At 51.8% G+C, this 19,326-nt stretch carries 22 protein-coding genes and 1 rRNA gene; 3 read left to right on the top strand and 20 right to left on the bottom strand.

All coding sequences use genetic code 11. The features are described from left to right. Window positions 1-23: 23 nt before the first annotated feature. Window positions 24-1,584, bottom strand: a 16S ribosomal RNA gene (locus MHH78_RS07265). A gap of 515 nt (window positions 1,585-2,099) precedes the next feature. Then, window positions 2,100-2,975: a nucleotidyltransferase-like protein gene (locus tag MHH78_RS07260; RefSeq protein ID WP_076080532.1), complete on the bottom strand. Its 876-nt coding sequence runs from the start codon at window positions 2,973-2,975 to the stop codon at window positions 2,100-2,102. Window positions 2,976-3,103: 128 nt separating this feature from the next. Between MHH78_RS07260 and MHH78_RS07255 the strand changes: the two genes are divergently transcribed. Then, window positions 3,104-3,469 (top strand): DUF2614 family zinc ribbon-containing protein, encoded by a 366-nt coding sequence (locus MHH78_RS07255; RefSeq protein ID WP_076080530.1) that lies wholly within the window; start codon window positions 3,104-3,106, stop codon window positions 3,467-3,469. Between the two features lie 126 nt (window positions 3,470-3,595). On the opposite strand, the gene MHH78_RS07250 is transcribed toward MHH78_RS07255, so the two are convergent. From MHH78_RS07250 to MHH78_RS07165, 18 genes are all read right to left on the bottom strand, one after another. Next, a complete protein-coding gene (locus MHH78_RS07250; RefSeq protein WP_341166996.1) occupies window positions 3,596-5,317 on the bottom strand; it encodes a glycosyl hydrolase family 18 protein in 1,722 nt (573 codons plus the stop codon). Between the two features lie 194 nt (window positions 5,318-5,511). Continuing rightward, window positions 5,512-5,943: a Fur family transcriptional regulator gene (locus tag MHH78_RS07245; protein ID WP_036696300.1), complete on the bottom strand. Its 432-nt coding sequence runs from the start codon at window positions 5,941-5,943 to the stop codon at window positions 5,512-5,514. 125 nt (window positions 5,944-6,068) lie between these two features. Continuing rightward, window positions 6,069-7,997 (bottom strand): DUF4097 family beta strand repeat-containing protein, encoded by a 1,929-nt coding sequence (locus MHH78_RS07240; protein WP_340827591.1) that lies wholly within the window; start codon window positions 7,995-7,997, stop codon window positions 6,069-6,071. Between the two features lie 37 nt (window positions 7,998-8,034). Continuing rightward, entirely contained in the window at window positions 8,035-8,508 is a 474-nt protein-coding gene (locus tag MHH78_RS07235) for a GNAT family N-acetyltransferase (protein WP_341166995.1), read from the bottom strand. Between the two features lie 84 nt (window positions 8,509-8,592). Beyond that, window positions 8,593-10,038: an Asp-tRNA(Asn)/Glu-tRNA(Gln) amidotransferase subunit GatB gene (gene gatB / locus MHH78_RS07230; RefSeq protein ID WP_341166994.1), complete on the bottom strand. Its 1,446-nt coding sequence runs from the start codon at window positions 10,036-10,038 to the stop codon at window positions 8,593-8,595. A gap of 39 nt (window positions 10,039-10,077) precedes the next feature. Then, window positions 10,078-11,535, bottom strand: coding sequence for an Asp-tRNA(Asn)/Glu-tRNA(Gln) amidotransferase subunit GatA (gene gatA, locus MHH78_RS07225; protein WP_341166993.1), 1,458 nt, complete (start codon window positions 11,533-11,535; stop codon window positions 10,078-10,080). Between the two features lie 25 nt (window positions 11,536-11,560). Further along, on the bottom strand, window positions 11,561-11,848 hold the full coding sequence (gene gatC, locus MHH78_RS07220) for an Asp-tRNA(Asn)/Glu-tRNA(Gln) amidotransferase subunit GatC (protein WP_076080520.1): 288 nt from the start codon (window positions 11,846-11,848) through the stop codon (window positions 11,561-11,563). Window positions 11,849-12,130: 282 nt separating this feature from the next. Further along, window positions 12,131-12,514, bottom strand: a complete 384-nt coding sequence (locus MHH78_RS07215) for a hypothetical protein (RefSeq protein WP_036726210.1) — start codon at window positions 12,512-12,514, stop codon at window positions 12,131-12,133. A 158-nt stretch (window positions 12,515-12,672) separates the two neighbouring features. Beyond that, a complete protein-coding gene (locus MHH78_RS07210; protein ID WP_341166992.1) occupies window positions 12,673-13,446 on the bottom strand; it encodes an ABC transporter permease subunit in 774 nt (257 codons plus the stop codon). Continuing rightward, on the bottom strand, window positions 13,443-14,357 hold the full coding sequence (locus MHH78_RS07205) for an ABC transporter ATP-binding protein (protein ID WP_341166991.1): 915 nt from the start codon (window positions 14,355-14,357) through the stop codon (window positions 13,443-13,445). Before MHH78_RS07205 ends, MHH78_RS07210 begins: the two co-directional genes overlap by 4 nt. Beyond that, on the bottom strand, window positions 14,357-14,554 hold the full coding sequence (locus tag MHH78_RS07200; protein WP_076080487.1) for a PLD nuclease N-terminal domain-containing protein: 198 nt from the start codon (window positions 14,552-14,554) through the stop codon (window positions 14,357-14,359). Before MHH78_RS07200 ends, MHH78_RS07205 begins: the two co-directional genes overlap by 1 nt. A gap of 50 nt (window positions 14,555-14,604) precedes the next feature. Next, window positions 14,605-14,832: a hypothetical protein gene (locus MHH78_RS07195; RefSeq protein WP_076080485.1), complete on the bottom strand. Its 228-nt coding sequence runs from the start codon at window positions 14,830-14,832 to the stop codon at window positions 14,605-14,607. Between the two features lies 1 nt (window position 14,833). Next, a complete protein-coding gene (locus MHH78_RS07190) occupies window positions 14,834-15,154 on the bottom strand; it encodes a DUF5345 family protein (protein WP_341166990.1) in 321 nt (106 codons plus the stop codon). Next, complete coding sequence (gene sigY / locus MHH78_RS07185; RefSeq protein WP_341166989.1) at window positions 15,144-15,686, bottom strand: RNA polymerase sigma factor SigY; 543 nt, start codon at window positions 15,684-15,686, stop codon at window positions 15,144-15,146. The genes MHH78_RS07190 and sigY overlap by 11 nt, the downstream gene beginning before the upstream one ends. A 58-nt stretch (window positions 15,687-15,744) precedes the next feature. After that, window positions 15,745-15,951: a hypothetical protein gene (locus tag MHH78_RS07180; RefSeq protein ID WP_076080479.1), complete on the bottom strand. Its 207-nt coding sequence runs from the start codon at window positions 15,949-15,951 to the stop codon at window positions 15,745-15,747. Window positions 15,952-16,168: 217 nt separating this feature from the next. Next, window positions 16,169-16,798: an MBL fold metallo-hydrolase gene (locus MHH78_RS07175; RefSeq protein WP_076080557.1), complete on the bottom strand. Its 630-nt coding sequence runs from the start codon at window positions 16,796-16,798 to the stop codon at window positions 16,169-16,171. 5 nt (window positions 16,799-16,803) lie between these two features. Then, on the bottom strand, window positions 16,804-17,370 hold the full coding sequence (locus MHH78_RS07170; RefSeq protein WP_341166988.1) for a thioredoxin family protein: 567 nt from the start codon (window positions 17,368-17,370) through the stop codon (window positions 16,804-16,806). Continuing rightward, window positions 17,367-17,981, bottom strand: coding sequence for a DedA family protein (locus tag MHH78_RS07165; RefSeq protein ID WP_076080476.1), 615 nt, complete (start codon window positions 17,979-17,981; stop codon window positions 17,367-17,369). The genes MHH78_RS07170 and MHH78_RS07165 overlap by 4 nt, the downstream gene beginning before the upstream one ends. A 242-nt stretch (window positions 17,982-18,223) precedes the next feature. Between MHH78_RS07165 and MHH78_RS07160 the strand changes: the two genes are divergently transcribed. Continuing rightward, complete coding sequence (locus MHH78_RS07160; protein WP_209879964.1) at window positions 18,224-18,559, top strand: autorepressor SdpR family transcription factor; 336 nt, start codon at window positions 18,224-18,226, stop codon at window positions 18,557-18,559. Window positions 18,560-18,595: 36 nt separating this feature from the next. Continuing rightward, a complete protein-coding gene (locus MHH78_RS07155) occupies window positions 18,596-19,249 on the top strand; it encodes an SdpI family protein (protein ID WP_076080473.1) in 654 nt (217 codons plus the stop codon). Window positions 19,250-19,326: the final 77 nt, after the last annotated feature.

The raw sequence follows: 19,326 nt of genomic DNA, 5'->3' as shown, positions 1-19,326 counted from the left end.
TTGCAGAAGACGATTCTCCATAGAAAGGAGGTGATCCAGCCGCACCTTCCGATACGGCTACCTTGTTACGACTTCACCCCAATCATCTACCCCACCTTCGGCGGCTGGCTCCCTTGCGGGTTACCCCACCGACTTCGGGTGTTGTAAACTCTCGTGGTGTGACGGGCGGTGTGTACAAGACCCGGGAACGTATTCACCGCGGCATGCTGATCCGCGATTACTAGCAATTCCGACTTCATGCAGGCGAGTTGCAGCCTGCAATCCGAACTGAGACCGGCTTTGCTGGGATTGGCTCCACCTCGCGGCTTCGCTTCCCGTTGTACCGGCCATTGTAGTACGTGTGTAGCCCAGGTCATAAGGGGCATGATGATTTGACGTCATCCCCACCTTCCTCCGGTTTGTCACCGGCAGTCACTCTAGAGTGCCCAGCTCAACCTGCTGGCAACTAAAGTCAAGGGTTGCGCTCGTTGCGGGACTTAACCCAACATCTCACGACACGAGCTGACGACAACCATGCACCACCTGTCTCAACTTTCCCCGAAGGGCACCTGATGCATCTCTGCTTCGTTAGTTGGATGTCAAGACCTGGTAAGGTTCTTCGCGTTGCTTCGAATTAAACCACATACTCCACTGCTTGTGCGGGTCCCCGTCAATTCCTTTGAGTTTCAGTCTTGCGACCGTACTCCCCAGGCGGAGTGCTTACTGTGTTAACTTCGGCACCAAGGGTATCGAAACCCCTAACACCTAGCACTCATCGTTTACGGCGTGGACTACCAGGGTATCTAATCCTGTTTGCTCCCCACGCTTTCGCGCCTCAGCGTCAGTTACAGCCCAGAAAGTCGCCTTCGCCACTGGTGTTCCTCCACATATCTACGCATTTCACCGCTACACGTGGAATTCCACTTTCCTCTTCTGTACTCAAGTCACCCAGTTTCCAGTGCGACCTCAGGTTGAGCCCAAGGTTTAAACACCAGACTTAAATAACCGCCTGCGCGCGCTTTACGCCCAATAATTCCGGACAACGCTTGCCCCCTACGTATTACCGCGGCTGCTGGCACGTAGTTAGCCGGGGCTTTCTTCTCAGGTACCGTCACTCCGGTAGCAGTTACTCTACCGGACGTTCTTCCCTGGCAACAGAGCTTTACGATCCGAAAACCTTCATCACTCACGCGGCATTGCTCCGTCAGGCTTGCGCCCATTGCGGAAGATTCCCTACTGCTGCCTCCCGTAGGAGTCTGGGCCGTGTCTCAGTCCCAGTGTGGCCGTTCACCCTCTCAGGTCGGCTACGCATCGTCGCCTTGGTGGGCCGTTACCCCACCAACTAGCTAATGCGCCGCAGGCCCATCCCCAAGCAGCAGATTGCTCCGCCTTTCATTCTTCTCTCAGGAGAAAAAAGAAATTATCCGGTATTAGCTACCGTTTCCGGTAGTTATCCCAGGCTTGAGGGCAGGTTGCCTACGTGTTACTCACCCGTCCGCCGCTAAGTTTGAAAGGAAGCAAGCTTCCTCTCAAACTCCGCTCGACTTGCATGTATTAGGCATGCCGCCAGCGTTCGTCCTGAGCCAGGATCAAACTCTCCAAATTGGTATTTAGAAAGAGCGATTGCTCATTTTGAAACATCTGACGAGAATGGTTACATTCTCTAATTTTGGATCTCGCCGAAGCGATCTCCGATACTCACTCGTTGTTCAGTTTTCAAAGATCAAATTCATCTTCCGTCGCCGTTTTTTGTTTCAGCAGCGACCTTTATAATATATCACAGCGCCCTCGTTTTAGTCAACCTTTTTTTAATTTCTTTTTTCGGCTGATTTACGACTGCATTGCTGCGCATCGTTATGTCAGAGGGACGAGTTATAATTTATCATAAGAACTGCACCCTAGTCAACCCTAAATATTCAATTCCCTTTCAGCTCTTCTGCAAACTTGGACAAATAAAATAACCCCACAAAGTGAGGCTTTAGCGTAGGTGATGACTCAGGTACTTTGCGGGGGCCCCAAACATATAAATTCTATAAAAAAAGAGAGTACATTCACCCTCTCCATTCTCCCGCTAATGCTATCTATATAGAGATGTTACCGCCAGTAGACGATTTGTTAATTTAAAGGGTATAACGAATGGCATGACCATCCCCGGCATCAACTGCCCACGAGGCGATCTCCCGAATTAATGAACGGGATACCAGCTTGCGAAGCACAAGCGGCAACTCTGCCTGGAGCGGGCTGAGCCCCGAATGCTGCAGAAGCTCCTTAATGCTCCACGCCTCCTTACGGCTGCCCAGGATATGAAGCAGCATGATACAGCAATCCTCCATTTTTGACATAAGGGCAAATTCACAGGCAAGCAGGATCAGTTCGATTCTCTGGTCCAGTGTCTCTGTGCTGATAGTCAATTCTTCATATAGCTTATGGACCGGGGAGTTCAGGCTTTTCACCTGTCCCCATACTGCCGGTTCCGGGAAATACCCCGCTTCACTCACTTCAATGCGCGCCCAATGATACAAGGCAATAAGTACGCAATTATAGGCATCCATGGTACAGCCTGCTTCAATATAACGCTTGGACTTAATATACATATGTAAAAAACGGGAGAATTCCATGAACAGCACCCGTTCTTTGAGCGGGCCCTCAAACTGGGTGAGCTGCTTACGCATCTCCGCCAGGATCCCCTTCGGGTCCCAGAGTACCTCTCCGGATATCAGGCTGCTAACAAGCTCGTTGTTATCTCCGGCCATGACAGCACGTTCCAGTGCAGATAGACCTACATGCACCGATTGAGTCCGCTTATCACCGGCAATGCTATGGGTTATGATGCGTTCCGTCTCCTGTTCCTCATGCAGCAGAAGGACCACCATATCAAAATCGTGCAGCAGCGCACTTTGAAACGTGGCATCTCCTCTTTGCCGCCAAGCAACGGCTCCAAGAACATTCTCCTCAAATGTCTCCCCACTTAATAGGGTCAAATTGGACAGTTCCATGCTTCCCTCCATCAAATTTGGCGATTTTGCGTCCGTCAGTTATAATCTCTATACATAAGCTTATTCTACATATTCATGCCAGTTCCTCCTGAACAACCGAACTATATTTCAGTTAGGAGATCGTACTCATGAAATTTAAATCGGCCAAAATTAATGCTTTTCGCACCTGGGGACTGCTTCTGACCATGCTTGGCATGGGTCTCATGATCATGGGAACCGCAGGTATTGTATTCTGGGGCTCTGCCGGCAAAGTCGTTGCTGCTGTCGGTCTTGTCATTGGACTCGTCTCCATGATGGCCAGTCTGGCTATTTATTTTTGGGCGGGCATGCTCTCAACCAGTGCGGTTCAGGTGGAATGTCCGGAGTGCCATAAGCTGACCAAAATGCTGGGCAAAACCGACCGCTGCATGTTCTGCCACACCATCCTCACCATGGACCCTGCACAAGCTACCATTACTGCCGAAGAGCTTGAAACCCAGCAACTGAAACACTAATCCTCTCCAAGCAGTGCTTACTGACATTATGCATTTATTTAGAGACAAGGTAATGTAAGAATAGTATTGTCTGCCAAAAAAGGTGTTGTCCACTGTAGGACAACACCTTTTTTTAATGAAATCATCTTATTTAATAATTCCCTTCAATGCTTCCCATGCCTCCGGACTGGCGAAGCTACGGTTCCAGGCTGCCACACCGCCCAGCTTCAAGGACTGGGCCAGCTCTACCCTGGCTGTGAGCGAGGTGGTGTCCTCGATCCAGATTTTGCGGAGAACATCATCTTCCTTATACTCCACGTAGTTCTGTCCAGCTTCCTTATCGAATACCGGTGTCAGCTTCTTCTCAGCGATGATCTCCTTGACCGCATTCATACTGACGGCCTTGGAGCTTACTTTGGTTTTCCCCTTCTCGGTGGCTTCCGTCCAGATCCGCGTATAGAGCGGCACTCCCAGAATTAACTTCTCTGCTGGCACCTTATCCTCCTCGATAATCCGGTTCATAGAGGTCTTAACCCACGGTAAAGAGGCTACTGATCCTGCAACCGGACTGGCTGCCCAGTGCTCGTCGTAGGCCATTACAATCAGGAAGTCGGACACGGCGGCAAGCGCCGGACGGTCGAGAAACAGGGACCACATCTCGCTCTTGGACTTCGGCGTAACATCAATAGAAACAATCAAATTCCGGCTCTGGGCCATCGGCTTCAGTTCCCGCATGAACTGCGTTACGTTCGGTCCATCCTTGGTGTACACATTCTCGAAGTCGATATTAATCCCGTCTAAATTGTACAGGTCTGCATACTTAAGCATCTGCACAATGGCATTCATCCGATTGTCATATGTGGATAAGGCTTCAGTAGTCAAATCGGGTTCAAAGCTGTTGCTAAGCAGCCCCCATACCTCCATCCCTTGATTATGCGCCCAATCCACATAAGAGCGGTCCGCCTGGCTGCGCACATTCCCCTTCACATCAATAATGCTGAACCAGGTGGGGCTAACCACATTAATTCCAGGCAAGGCTGCGAATTTGGCGGGATTCGGCTTGCGTTCATACACGGCTTCCCAGAACATGTTAACCGGCTTATCCTTCCAGCTGCGCTGCGCACGTGTAGGTGTTTCGGGCTTTTTCTCTACAGTTCGGGTACCGTCTTCGGTAATATCATCCGCCTGGGCGTAACCCGAATAACCATTATCAAGCTGAGCGAATACCCAGTCCTTCGTGTCCGTGTTCCAGATCCGTACGACATCCCCGGGGTTCATATCAGCAAAAATCGGTGCATGCACCGAGGGTTCACTGCGCAGGGCTTTCGTTTTCCCGCCTTCTTTGCCCTTCACCTTGCCAAGCGGCACCGATTCACCTGCAGTCATTAGCAGCACTGCACCGGTATTCGTATCCTCTTCGATCTCGAAGCCGTACAGATTCTCCAGTGTATCTGCCGGAAGATAGGTCACTTTATCTTTAACCTCGGGAGCAAGGCGAAGCTGCAGAGGTTCATTGTTCAGAGCTGCGGCCGTGGATTCCTCCTGCATATATAGTAGACTGCTGTCCGTTGAGAGAATAACTGATTTGCTTTCTTTTTCATAACGGATAGAAGAATCTACATATTCCTGCAAAAAAGGCAGCGGTAAAAGCAGCCCGTCCCCCGTACCCGATGCTGAATAGCCGGTAAGCTGTCCCTTCACAAATATCGGCTTGTCCAGCCCCTTCCAGTCCGGGTCCACATGCTGGCGGTTCGGCAGTACATAATAAACAACCCAAAAGGCTGCGGCGGCTATGATGACAAGTCCCAATAAGCGGCGAGTAAGACTTCCACGCTTCGTGACACGTCTTTGTCTCTGTCTTCTGTCCAAAAGAGGTCCTCCAAACCATTCGTTGAATTTTAAAAGCAGGCAACACTTCTGTTAAGTATACGCCATGCAGGCGAGCTTGGTTGCGCGAATCTCTTGGAAGGTTTGTATTTTTGTAACAGTATCTTTCTCTCTCCTTACAAAAAAGCGTGCAGAATCCGCATTCGGACTCTACACGCTTATAGGTGTTATTCCATTCAGTGCTGCTTCTCGCCGCAGCCTTTGCACACACCGTACAGCTCCATACGCAATCCATGAATCTTGAAGCCCGTGGCCTGTTCGGCCTGCAGCTCTACCTCATGAAGAGTAGAATAGCTGAAATCCTCAATCTTGCCGCATTCCTGACAGATAACATGATAATGATCAGATACATTGGCGTCGAAACGGCTGGAATTATCACCGTAGGTCAGCTCACGGACCATACCTGCTTCCATGAACATCTTAAGATTGTTATACACAGTTGCCACACTCATGCTCGGAAACTGAGGCTCAAGTGCCCGGTAAATATCGTCTGCTGTAGGATGATTCATCGCTTCCATCAGATACGTTAGAATCGCATGACGCTGAGGCGTAATACGGACACCGGTTGTCTTGAGTTGCTCCAATGCATGCTGTACGCCACTACCCATCCATGCCACCGCCTTTGATTATACAACTTAATAATAATTCTAATGTAATTGTATGACTCTGTTTTCAACGTTGTCAATGAAGTCATTACATTATATTCATTATTATATAATAAAAATTCCTTATTTCAATATTTGCTCACATTTAAATTGCTGTTTCCGTCTACACGCAGCTTGAATTCACCGGTTCCAATCTGGCCGGAAAGCACTTTTTTGTCAATCACGAGCCCTGGCAGGTCTGTTACGATATCTCCATATCCGCTGGAGCCCTCCACCGTATAATTACCTGTTAGTGGCAGGAACAGTTCAATATCCCCCACTGCACTGTAAACATCCCAGTCTCCCCCGAAATCCCCGGAGCGGATGCTGATCCGGCCGTTCAGGGATTCGGCATGCAGCTTGGATCTTGCTCCGGATACCTCCACATTGCCATTCTTCGTGGACAGATCCAGCACATCCCCGCTGTCATATGCCGTGATGTTGCCGACCGCCGTTGACAGCTTCAGGGCGCCTCTAACGTCCCAAGCCCCCATATCGCCTCCGCTTGTCCCCAGCTCCACATTGCCCAGGACATCTCTGGCGCGCACCGCGCCGTTTAAGGTTTTACCTTTTACATTGCCGTAAATGCGGTGCAGAATCAACTCCCCGTTCCCGGTCTCCAGCGAGATGTCGGCAATGGCTTCCACATTCTGCAAGGTAATTCCGCCATTCATCGTACGGACGTTCAGGTCGAACCGCCGGTCTTCCGGCAGGGAGATATCCAGGTTGATCCGCGGCTGGCGTTTGCCGGATTCTCCGTACGCCTTACTCTGGGGAGTAATCTTGATTGTCGTACCTTCCGTCACCTCCACAAAGGACTGGTCCGCTATGGCTTCCGCCTGCACCCCGTCCAGCTGGTCCACCCAGACGTTTGCCGTGATCTCAATATCCTCTACAGCAGCCCGGTGAATGAGAATGTCCCCATTAATAGCGTCAATATTGACCTTGGAGGTGTTCAGTTCGACCGGAACCATCAGCGGAGCCTTCTGATAAGAGCTTCCTTCCGCTTCCCCGTAATCGACTGCCGCCACGGTCAGGTTAAGACTCACCTTGTTCCACAGATGCAGATAGTGCTCCTGCTCGGTTACGATAAACACACAGGCAGCCAGTATTACCGCAGAGAACAATCCCCGCAGATCCATCCGCGCTCTTCCGGCAGTACCGCTCTGCTTCAGACGGCGGAAAAGAACATAGATCAGCAGATACTCTACTCCCCATAATACCGGAATGATAGGCCACCATTTGAGCAGCAGCATCATATAATCTGTTCCATCGCGCCAGTCCAGGAGAAGCAGGATTCCGACAGCAGCCAGTGTTACTGAGGCCGTATATCTGCCGATCCGCCGCTTCTTCCGCTCCTTGTCCTGACGCGCTATGGAGTCTCTGGCCATCTCTCTGATTCCCATAAGCAGGCCAAGACCTATCAGCACCACGGAGGCGGCAGCACCGGCAGAGGTCTCAATGAATACGCGAAGCCAAGGCGGCTTTTGCTGGAAAAGAAAGAGCATCGCCCCGCCGATAAGCAGCAGGAGGCCAAAGGAAATCCCCGGCTCGCTGATCCTTACCCGGCGTCTTGAGGTTGTTGTACTGGACTGGATGGTCTCGAGCTCTTCAAGATCATGCTCATCAGGAAACCGCAGAATCAGGTCTGCATTCTGAAGCGCGTCAAACACATTATAAAAGTATAACACCGGAATCAGCAGCCCCAGTAAAATCAGCAGCGGTACATTGATTTGCATCCCGATAGATGAGAAATACAGCAGTGCCACAATATCCAGCACAATAAGGAAAATGACAGAAACCCCTTTGCGGAGCAGCCCGAGATAGAGATGTCCCGTGCCGGGAAGCACTGCAGCAAGCAGGCCGGCTATAAATTTCCGTTTGCGCGGACGGCGTTTGGGACGGGGAGGGATGTAGGGATGGTTCAATTCTACGTCAGCTTCAGACAGCGGCAAGCCTGCCTCATTCTCTTCTTCCCGCACGGGAAGCTCCTCATGATTCTGATGGCTGGAACTCATTCTCGGTACTCCTCCTTTCTAAATTGGGATGTACTTGTCATTTCAGCCTGCCTGTCCGGTGGAATTCCAGCAGCTCTACTCCAGGAACCACCTCTTCGGACCCGGCAGGAATGAACCCGTGCTTGGTATAGAGCGTCACTGCCGGAAGGTTCAGCTTCCCCGTAGATACGATAAACTGTTCCATCTCCGCGTAACGGGCAAAGATAAATTCTAACAGTCTTCCGGCCACGCCTTGGCGGAAATGGTCCGGGCTGACCATCATCCGGGTAACGGTTAGCTTGCCGGGAGACTCCTCTATGACTGCAACAGCGCCGAGCAGCTCCTCCGTCTCATCGAAGCAGCCGTAGAACTCCTCTGTAACCCGGCTGAGCATGTCCCTCGTCTCCAGCAGCGGCGGTATGTCACGAAATCCGATGATCTCCGCCTCCAGGCGGTATGCCTTATGCTGAAGGCTCCATAGCTCATCCAGAGTGATCTCATCCTGCAGATTCAGCTTCACTATTGTATCCATCCGTACATTCCCCTTATATACTGCACAGGGGCCTGCCGTTGCCGACAAGCCCTGTGCCCAAGATTCTATAATCTATTACCCAATCTAGCTGTTCAGCACTTCTGCAAGCAGTGTGTTCACAAGACCCGGGTTAGCTTTCCCTTTGCTTGCCTTCATGACCTGTCCTACAAGGAAGCCGATCGCTTGTTTCTTGCCGGCCTTGTAGTCTTCGACAGATTGCGGATTAGCAGCGACCACTTCCTCAACGATCCGCTTGATCGCCCCTTCATCACTGATCTGCACTAGACCCTTTTCTTCAACGATAACTGCCGGCAGCTTGCCGCTCTCCAGCATTTCTTTGAAGACCGTTTTGGCGATTTTGCTGCTGATGGTTCCGCCTGCGATCAGGCCGATCATCTCGCCCAGTCCCTGCGGTGTAATCTTCACCTGGGATAACTCCAGATTATTGCTGTTCAAATACCCCAGCAGATCGCCCATCATCCAGTTGGCGACAGCCTTGGCATCCTGTGTGTAAGCCAGACTGCCTTCAAAGAAGTCTGCAAGCGGCTTGGAGGAGGTGAGTACTCCGGCATCATAGGCAGTCAGACCAAACTCCGCACTGTACCGGGCCTGCCGGGCATCCGGCAGCTCAGGGATCGTGGAGCGGATCGCTTCCTTCCATTCCTCGCCAATATGCAGCACAATCAGATCCGGGTCCGGGAAATAACGGTAATCATGGGCTTCCTCCTTGCCGCGCATGGACAAGGTCTTGCCTCCCGCTTCATCCCAGCGGCGAGTCTCCTGTACAACGATTCCCCCGTCATCCAGAATCTCCCCCTGACGGAACTGCTCATACTCCAGCCCGCGCAGAACCCCGCGGAAGGAGTTCATATTCTTCAGCTCCGCACGGATACCGAATTCTTCCTGACCTGCCGGCCGCAGGCTGATGTTGGCATCACAACGCATGGAGCCTTCCTCCATCTTCACATCGGACACATCGCAGTACTGCATAATGGCGCGAATCTTCTCCAGGTAAGCACGTGCTTCCTCCGGTGAACGCAGATCAGGCTCGGAGACAATCTCAATAAGCGGAGTGCCTACCCGGTTGAAGTCAACCAGTGAAGCAAATCCTCCATCCACGTGAGTCAGCTTGCCCGCATCTTCCTCCAGATGAAGACGGGTGATCCCGATCCGTTTGGTCTCTCCATTCACTTCAATATCAATCCAGCCGTTCAGGCCGATAGGCTGATCAAATTGCGAAATCTGGTAGGCCTTCGGGGAATCGGGGTAAAAATAGTTTTTGCGGTCAAACTTGCTGACATCGCCGATCGTACAGTTCAGAGCCATTGCCGCTTTCATGGCATACTCTACCGCCTGGCGGTTAAGCACCGGCAGTACACCGGGGTGGCCGAGACAAACCGGACAGGTATGGGTATTAGGCGGAGCGCCGAATTCTGTGGAGCAGCCGCAGAAGATTTTGGACTTGGTATGAAGCTCCACATGAACTTCAAGCCCGATGACCGTTTCATATTTAGACATAGATAATCTCATCCCTTAAAAGTTTTGTGGGCAACTACTTCAAACTGGCAGCTACATTTGCGGACGGGCCTTGTGATGCTCTGTATGTTGTTCAAAGGCATGCGCAACGCGCAGTACCGTACTCTCATCAAACTCCTTGCCGATAATCTGCAAGCCGACAGGCAGACCTTCCGCGAACCCGCAAGGGATGCTGATGGCAGGAATACCGGCCAGACTCACAGGAATGGTAAGGATATCATTCAGATACATGGTCAGCGGATCTTCGGTCTGCGAGCCCAGCTTGAAGGCTGTGGTTGGCGCAGTCGGGCCGATCACGACATCATATTTCTTGAACACTTCATCAAAATCCTGCTTAATCAAGGTGCGCACCTTCTGCGCCTTCAAATAATAAGCATCGTAATATCCGGAGCTTAGCGCATAGGTGCCGAGCATGATCCGGCGTTTGACTTCAGGGCCGAAGCCCTGGCTGCGGGAGTTATGGTACAGATCCAGCAATCCGCCCCCATCATCCACACGCACTCCGTAACGGACACCGTCAAAACGGGCCAGGTTGGAGGAAGCCTCGGAAGAGGAAAGGAGATAATAAGCGGCTACGGCATATTCTGTATGCGGAAGCGAAACCTCTTCCCACACGGCGCCGAGGCCCTCCAGCACTTTAAGCGCTGACAGCACGGATTCACGGACCGAAGCATCTACGCCTTCGCCGATGTATTCCTTAGGCACAGCTATACGCAGACCGGAAATATCACCGGTGAGCGAACTCAGATAATCAGGTATGCTGACCTTGGCCGAGGTGGAATCCTGGGCATCGTAACCGGCAATCGCCTGCAGTACATATGCAGAATCCTCAACGCTGCGGGTAATCGGACCAATCTGATCCAAGGAGGAGGCAAAAGCTACAAGACCATAACGGGAGACCAGGCCATAGGTAGGCTTAAGGCCGACCACTCCGCAGTAGGAGGCTGGCTGGCGGATCGAACCGCCGGTGTCGGAACCAAGTGTAAAGAATACCTCTCCGGCCGCAACCGCTGCTGCCGAACCGCCGCTCGAACCGCCTGGAACACGCTCCAGATCCCATGGATTGCGCACAGCGCCGAAGCTGGAATTCTCATTGGACCCGCCCATGGCGAACTCGTCCATGTTCAGCTTACCTATAGTTACGGCATCGGCCTGGCGCAGCTTGGAGACTACGGTCGCATCATAAATCGGCTGGAAGTTATTAAGGAACTGGCTGGCACAGGTGGTGCGCAGACCTTGGGTCACAATATTATCCTTGATTCCGGCGGGCAATCCGAATAACAGACCACGCGCAGCTCCGGTTGCCAGCTTGTCATCAAGCGCACGTGCCTGATCGCGGGCCCCCTCTTCATTCAGTGTCAAAAAAGCATGAACTCTGCTGTCACGTTCCGCAATGACGGACAGCGATTCTTCAGTCAGTTCACGGACCGAGACCTCTTTACTGTGCAGCATGTTATGTACTTCAGGTAGTCGATATTGAAACAGGCTCAACTTGCTTCCTCCTCTCAGGGTATGGTTATTCCAGAACAGCGGGAACCTTGAAGTGTCCCTCTTCATGTTCCGGTGCGTTAAGCAGCGCTTCCTCTTGGGTCAGGCTCTCCTTCACCACATCGTCACGCATCACATTGCTGACCTGCAGCACATGGGTGGTCGGCTCTACATTCTCAGTATCCAGCTCATTCAATTTCTCGGCATATTGTAAAATAGCATTCATTTGTTCGGTGAAGGTAGCCTCTTCTTCCGGGCTTAATTGCAGCCTAGCCAGCTTGGCCACATGCTGCACATCTTTGACGGTGATGCTCATAATGGATATCCCTCCTGTTTAAAGGGCTAAAGCGCCCGGATAACGTTTTTAATTATAGGGTAGACGGCCTTACAATTCAATGCGCTTGTCGATTAAGGGGGATATATGGAGAGTAAGCTTGCAGAATACCTGCGGCTGGGGGGCGGCACTGCGGATTGTTGTACGTTGTGCAGGATATAAGGCAGACTGGCAGTTAGCGGACGATGGATTTTTGGGGTTAAGGGTTAGAGGTAGATTCTTATATTTTAAAGAACAAAAAAGCCGGCATTCGCCGGCCCTTACTTAAATCCAAGCGCGAAGATTCACCTGCTTGATGAAATCCGCCTGGGACAAACTCTCTTGGGATGTTGTCTCTATCTCTTCCACTTCAACTTCTTCGCCGTTCATCAGGTGATGGAACAGCTTCTCGTTGTACGTTGACAGTGCATAATCTATCAGCGCTTCGTGCGTGGCTCTCTCGGCTTCTGCTACCAGCAATTGCTCCTCGGCCTCAATATCCTCTGCCGTAACATAGAAATTCCGGTTAGCTTCGGGAACACGAATGACATAATCAAACGCATTATCAGGATTGCGGTCGTAAGCAATCAGGTAGCCATAGTCTCCGATAGGAAGACTCTGCTCAAAAGCGTCTGCGACAATGACAATCTTCTCTCCTAAACGCAGCATCATCCTACCTCCTGACCAAAATCTATCATGGTTCTGCTTGTTTCAACAGTCTACTAAAAAAAGATAGAGCTGTCCAGCAGCAGGATGATTGTACGATGAATTTCCGCAGAAAACACTCTGAAAATTCATGAAAGATCGCTTGTTTATTACAAAGCTTGCTAGACTGGCAATTTATTCCTTCCAGCCAGCAGTGAGGCACCGGCAATACAAATAATAATCAGGAGCACTGCGGAGACAATGGGCGCCAAGCTTACTCCGGTGCCTCCATCTGCAAGCACACCGGCAGACATTCCCGGCAGAGAAGCAGGCATCCAGTTCAGCTTAACTGGCAACAAGCCATGGACGAGGCTCATGACCGCTGCCAGCAGGAGAGATAGGCCGGCAGCAGCAGGCCCGCGCAGCCAGGCACTGAAGAGCAGCGTAAGCGACACCGCACAGAGCAGCCACAGCGCATACAGTCCGGACGCTGCAATCACATCCCGCCAGGATAAAGCCCCCATAAGCTGTACTGTATAATAAGCCGCTCCCGCTGCCCCCAGCCCAATTGCAATAACCAGCACTGTGAAGTTCGCGGTCCATTTGGCTGCAACAACGGATATAGAGGAGACCGGCTTCGCCATTAACAGTTCAGAGGTGCCGCTGCTGCGCTCTCCTGCCAGGCTGTTCATCGTTCCCAGCACCAGAATCAGCATCCCAATAGTTCCATACTGGCCCAGGGCCTGAGCCATTACAGAGGACGCGGCCAGTCTCTCCATATTCTCCATCAATCCAGCCGGAACATTGGAAGAGAACGCCAGGATATCCGCCATATAAAAGCTGACCAGCGGCTGCATAATTCCCAGAACAATAAACACCACCGGAATCCAAATCAGCTTATAGCTGCGCACACTCTCCAGCATCTCCTTCAAATATAGAACCCAAAGCTTCCTCATGTTCCCACCACCTTCATGAACAAGTCCTCCAGTGTCGATGAGCCTGCTTCAAATTGCAGCAGCGGAATATCCAGCTCCACAGCTTCCTGCAAGAGCGTCCGGCGGGCGAGTTCTACATCTGTGACGTTGAACACGGCCTTGCCATCCGAAATTAGCGCTTCTTCAATAAAATCCTTGTGTCTAAGCGCTTCAAGCCAGCGGATAGCCGAATCCTCCTTCCCTGTAGTGAGTCGGATTACCGGCAGACTGTACTCTGCGCGGAGACTGGACAAGGTTCCTTGAACGGCTATAGTCCCCTTGTTCATCAATACGACATCATCGCATATCTCTTCCGCATCATGCAGCACATGTGTGGAGAAAATAACAGTTGTCTCCTCCCGGATGTCCCTAAGCAGCTCCATGACTTCCCGGCGTCCGATAGGATCAAGCGCGGAGACAGGCTCATCCAGCAAAAGCAGGCGCGGCCGGTGTACCAGGGCCTGGCCCAGCCCGAGGCGCTGCTTCATCCCCCCGGAATAACCGCCAATCCGCCGCCGTGCCGCCGTGCCTAATCCCACACGCTCCAGCACAGCGCCCGATGCCGCCGCAGCCTCCCGTGCACTCATACCGCTCATCCTGGCGGCAAATAAGATATATTCGTGCCCGCTCATCCAGTTGTAAAAAGCTGGGGCTTGGGGAAGATAGCCCAAATACTGACGGTAATCCGTCCCCGGAGAGCTCCCGCCAAAAGTGATCGTTCCGGCAGACTGTGTCAGAAGACCGGCAAGCATACGCAGCGTTGTAGTCTTGCCGGCTCCATTGGGTCCGAGCAGCGCGACACAGCGTCCTGCTTCAATATCAAAGCTGATGCCGTTCACCGAGGGATGCCCCTGAAAGCTCTTGTGAAGATCCTTGACCTCAAGCAGCGGCATCAGAATTCTTTCCTTCCAAGAGTGAAGTAAGCCACGCTGCCCAGCAGGTTGCCAAAAATCAGGAACAGAACCCACATCCATTTCGGACCGCGTACTTGCTCTGTCTTGCTCAATGAAATCAGACCGATGATTGCCAGCACTACCTGCAGTGCAAGCAGCGGCCCAATCAATCCCCAATTCAAATTCAATTCATTCATAGCCATATCCTCCCTTATCTCCCGTATCTCCCGGACAATGGACTATTGTCTCAGCGGTTCCTTCCCGCCTTCCGTTTGCGCCTATCTGGAAGAACTACAAACAGCAGATAACACACTGCCGGTGATGGTGCACCGGTAAGTCCCCAGATTCCCCACAACCAGGCCTTCATCCCCTGACCTCTGTTCCTGGCATCACGGAACAGCCAGGTTCCTTGCAGCAGCAGCACCGCTGCAAGAATCATCCAAAACCAAACAGGTATCTCCTGCAGCTCCTTCACGTTATGATTCCTCCCGCCCGTGTCTGATCCGCGCTGCTCCCAGACTGCCAAGTGCGCTCAGGATGAACACTGCCTGCAGACTCCAATACAGCATCGGCGCCGTGCTTAGAATAGAAATCACTATGGTAACCAGTACAAGAGCCACCAAAAGGAACAGCAGCAGCTCCTTCCGGCGCCGCTTCCTCCGGCGGACAGCTTCCCCGGCAATTAGCTGCTCCAGCTCCGGCAAGGAGGGGGGAGTAACATCGGCATACAGCATATCCAGATGATCCAGCTCTGCGGACAGCTTACCCAGCAGCTCCTCGTCACTCTTAAACCTCATCCTCATTCAGCTCCTTTCGCAGTTGACCCAGTCCGGCAGCTACCCGTGATTTGACCGTTCCGGAAGGGATCTCCAGCATCTCCCCGATCTCATCGTAGCTGTATCCGTAATAATGCTTCAGCAGCACAGCCATTCTGTGCGCAGAGGATAGACGCGACAAGGCGTCGAGCACTTCACTCCACTCCAAATTCCGGCTCTCAAAGCTCCAGCGTAAACTGCGGTTCCCCTGCTCTTGCATCTGCCCTTCCCGCCACTGTGCCTCCCGGCTCCAGCGCCGCTTACGGTCAATGTACAACCGGCTGCCAATGGTAATCAGCCAAGAAGAGAATGCCGAGGTCCCATTATAAGTCCCGATCTTCTCCATGCATCTGACCATTGTGTCCTGAGCAATCTCTTCCGCAAGCAAAGGGTCAAGTGTCGCTTTGATCAGATACTTGTACAGAAAGGGATAATGCTCCCGCAGCAACACCGCCAGTGCGGCAGCGTCACCCTGCTGTGCCTGGCTGATGATCTCCAGCGTCCTGTCGCCCATAGCCCCTCCCCTTATCTCTTCTGTCACACCTGTAATACGTCTATGTAATGGTTATCGTTCATTCGGAATCAGAATTATTCTGCAGTTCCCACAGTCTGCGTCTCCATGGCTGAACAGCTCCCTTGCCTCCAGGAAAGCTCCAGAACAGCGTATACTTAGTATCACTCTTCCCGGCCAGATCATTCACTTCATTCCGCTCCGCTATCAATGAATCTTTCGCTTCTAATTCCCCGTAATCCAACTGGCAATGCATATTATCCTTCATTCTGCTTCCCCCAATAAAATTCATCTCTATAGGCAAAAAAAAGAACGCAAACCGGGATTATTCCACAGTCTGCGTGCTTCGCGAGGTAAATGTTACATTTAATTAACCATATTGTAACAATCCGGCCCCGGCTTGTCTACCTCTAATTTCACGGTTTGTGTCAAATCCGGCCAAAAGATGTCGTTACACGGCAAGCGGAAACGGCTTGGGCGTCCTCTTACATCGGGACATAAGGATTGTGAAGCTTCTCATAGCCGATTGAGGTTCGCGGACCATGTCCGGGGAACACTCTCACTTCCTCATCCAGCCGGTAGAGCTTGCCGCGGATCGAGTCAATCAGATCCCGTTCTCTGCCGCCCGGAAGATCGGTACGTCCCACTCCCATTTTGAACAAGACATCACCGGCGAACAAATCATTCCCGCATAAAAAGCTGACGCTTCCCGGTGAATGTCCCGGCGTATGCAGCACCCGGAAAGAAAGGCCTAGCAGCTTCAAAATCTGGCCTTCCGCCAGATCGTATTCTGCCGGATCTGTGCTGATGGGAGGCGTGGTATCAGGCCACATCAAGGAGCCGTTCAGCTTCGGGCTGCCCAGCCACTCACTCTCCAGCGGATGGATATAGACTGGGCATTTCTTCGCTTTGCGGACCTCGTCCAGCCCGGCAATATGGTCAAAATGGGCGTGCGTCAGCAGAATTGCTTCAATCTCCATTTCCTCAGACGCGCGCAGAAGGGCAGCAGGATTAGCACCAGGATCGATGATGACACCGCGCTTAGGATCTGCACCCGTCAGAAGATAGGCATTGGTCTGGAGCGCTCCCAGATTATAAGAACGAATATTAAGCATCGGCATTAGAATCCGGAGATCAGAGCGCGCAGCTCTTTGGCGATAACTGCGTGTGATTCCGTTCCTTCTCCGTAGGCTTGCCCCATTGCTTTGCGCACTTCGGTAATTTTGCTGTCATAGTCCGCTGCTTCGCGGTCCGGGTTCTCCCGTTTGAATTCTCTCATCAGGGTCTGGACATGCTCCGGACGCGGTCCCCACTGCCCCAGCACATAACCTCCGGTGTCCGCAAAAATCACGATGGGAACGGAACGGCCGCCCATGGTCAGGAAGTTGTCCATCAGCTCCTGGTTCTCTTCGAGAATCAGCACTTCCGTCTTGATGCCCGCAGTCTCCAGAATCCGGAAGACCACCGGGACATTGCGGACCACATCTCCGCACCAGTCCGCAGCCAGAATCAGCACACGCAGGTCATCACGGTGATTCAGGCTCTCGAAATATTCGCGGTCACTATCGTCTTCCCAGGCGAACTTCTCATACCAGGATTCAAAAGCCTGCTGGTTCTTCGTCATGGCTTCCACGAACTGGCGCGGAGTCAGGCCTTGGCCAAATTTGGATGCTACATTCTGCTTCATACTGCACTACCCTTCTTCTTGGATTTGTACCACTTGAATAGGAAATACAGGACAATTACCGCAATAGCGCCAAGAATTATCTCATGGGTGTACTTGGCTGCAACCTCATCAATGGTCTCCCACTTGTCTCCGAGCGTGTATCCCAGATAGACAAACAATGCGCTCCACGGAATGACTGCAAGGGTTGTCAGCAAAGTGAATTTGCCCAGCGGCATGCGGGAAATACCGGCCGGAACCGATATCGCATGGCGGACAACCGGGATAAAGCGGGCTGTAAAAATTACACCGGTCCCATACTTTTGAAACCATTCTTCGGAGTGATCAATATGTTTTTTGGAGATGAAAATGTACTTGCCGTACTTCTCCAGCACAGGTCTGCCGCCATAACGGCCAATCCAATACACAAAGATCTGGGCAATCACTCCCCCGACGGTACCGAACAGCACGGCGCCAAAAAAGTTAATATCGCCTTGTGAGACCAAATAGCCGCCAAAAGCCAGGACAATCTCACTTGGAATGACTTCAATCATGAGCCCGATCATAATTCCAAAGTAGCCCAGAGACTGAATCCATTCAAACAAATGTGAAATGACATCAGATATAAAGTGCACTGCAGGTCTCCTCCCGTATGGCGTAATAGCCTGGTATTCTGCTGGCAGAACCCATCTGCTTAGCCGCTCTATGTATCAGCTTCTCCTAGCCTATTCTAGCATATGCAGGCTTACGACTTCTACTTAAGGAATATGAACAACCCCTCCTGAAACAGATGTGAGTTTCTGTATTGACAAAGATTGGAATCGAGTCATATTATATATTTAGATAATTATTTAAATATCGAAAGGAGGACATGGAGTTGAATGAATCGTTCAAAGCGCTCGCCGACCCGACCCGGAGACAAATTCTCCGGCTATTGCGTGAAAAGGACCGGACGGCCGGGGAAATCGCTGATTTTTTCAATATGACGAAGCCCAGCATCTCTCACCACCTCAATGCGCTGAAGCATGCGGGGCTGGTGCAGGACGAACGTAACGGGCAATTTATCGTCTATTCTCTGGACTCCACGGTACTTGAAGAGGTACTTGGCTGGTTTCTCGAATTGACGGGTACAGGCAAGGGCAGTACGGACAGCCAACCCGAAGAACATGCGGATGTTGGCTCAAAGGGTTCAGGACCCAAAAGGAAAAAGTAACCCGCACGCTATTAAACATACGGAGGATGAACATTGATGAAGAATTTCACATGGAAGTGGCAGGATACGCTGATTGTCATTCTCGGGTTCCTCTCACTGGGCTATGCGCTGGTGAATTACGGCAGGCTGCCGGATCAGCTTCCCGCCCAATTCAGTCTTACCGGCAAGGTCAACACTTACTGGAGCAAGGGTTCGGTTATTGCTTTGTTCTCTTTTATGGGATTGATTTTTCCTTTGGCGATGCAGTTTATACGTAATATTGATCCCAAGGGAGAGAATTATAATAAGTTCCAGGGGGCTTACAAAATGGGCCGTCTCACCGTTGCCGTCATCTGTGATGCCGCCCTTGTGCTGTCGGTCAGCTACGGGCTGGATGAGCATTTCGCCGCCGGAAAGTGGGCTACTGTAAGTGTGGGACTGCTGCTGGCTGTAATCGGGAATTTCCTGCCGCAGATCAGGGATAATTATTTCACGGGAATCCGGACACCCTGGACACTGAATGACCCTGCCGTGTGGCGGAGAACCCACCGCTTCTCCGGGAGGATGTGGGTGACCGGCGGTCTGCTGATTGCGCTTGGGGCCTTTATGTCCACTACACTGTCGGTCAGCATGATCATCGCCGCTCTGGTAATCATGATTATTCTGCCTATTGTGTACTCTTGGCTGATCTCACGGCGGGTTAAAGTCTGAGATTAGTCCGGGATGGCTATGAATTGAGGCTCGGGTGATGGGCGGCGGCGGGCAGTCCTATGGTTAGGGTGAGGCTG

Source organism: Paenibacillus sp. FSL H3-0333, from assembly GCF_038002805.1.
Classification (GTDB): domain Bacteria; phylum Bacillota; class Bacilli; order Paenibacillales; family Paenibacillaceae; genus Paenibacillus_AQ; species Paenibacillus_AQ silagei.
The sequence above is the reverse complement of the archived record's forward strand: the minus strand, read 5'-3'. Positions and strand labels throughout refer to the sequence as shown.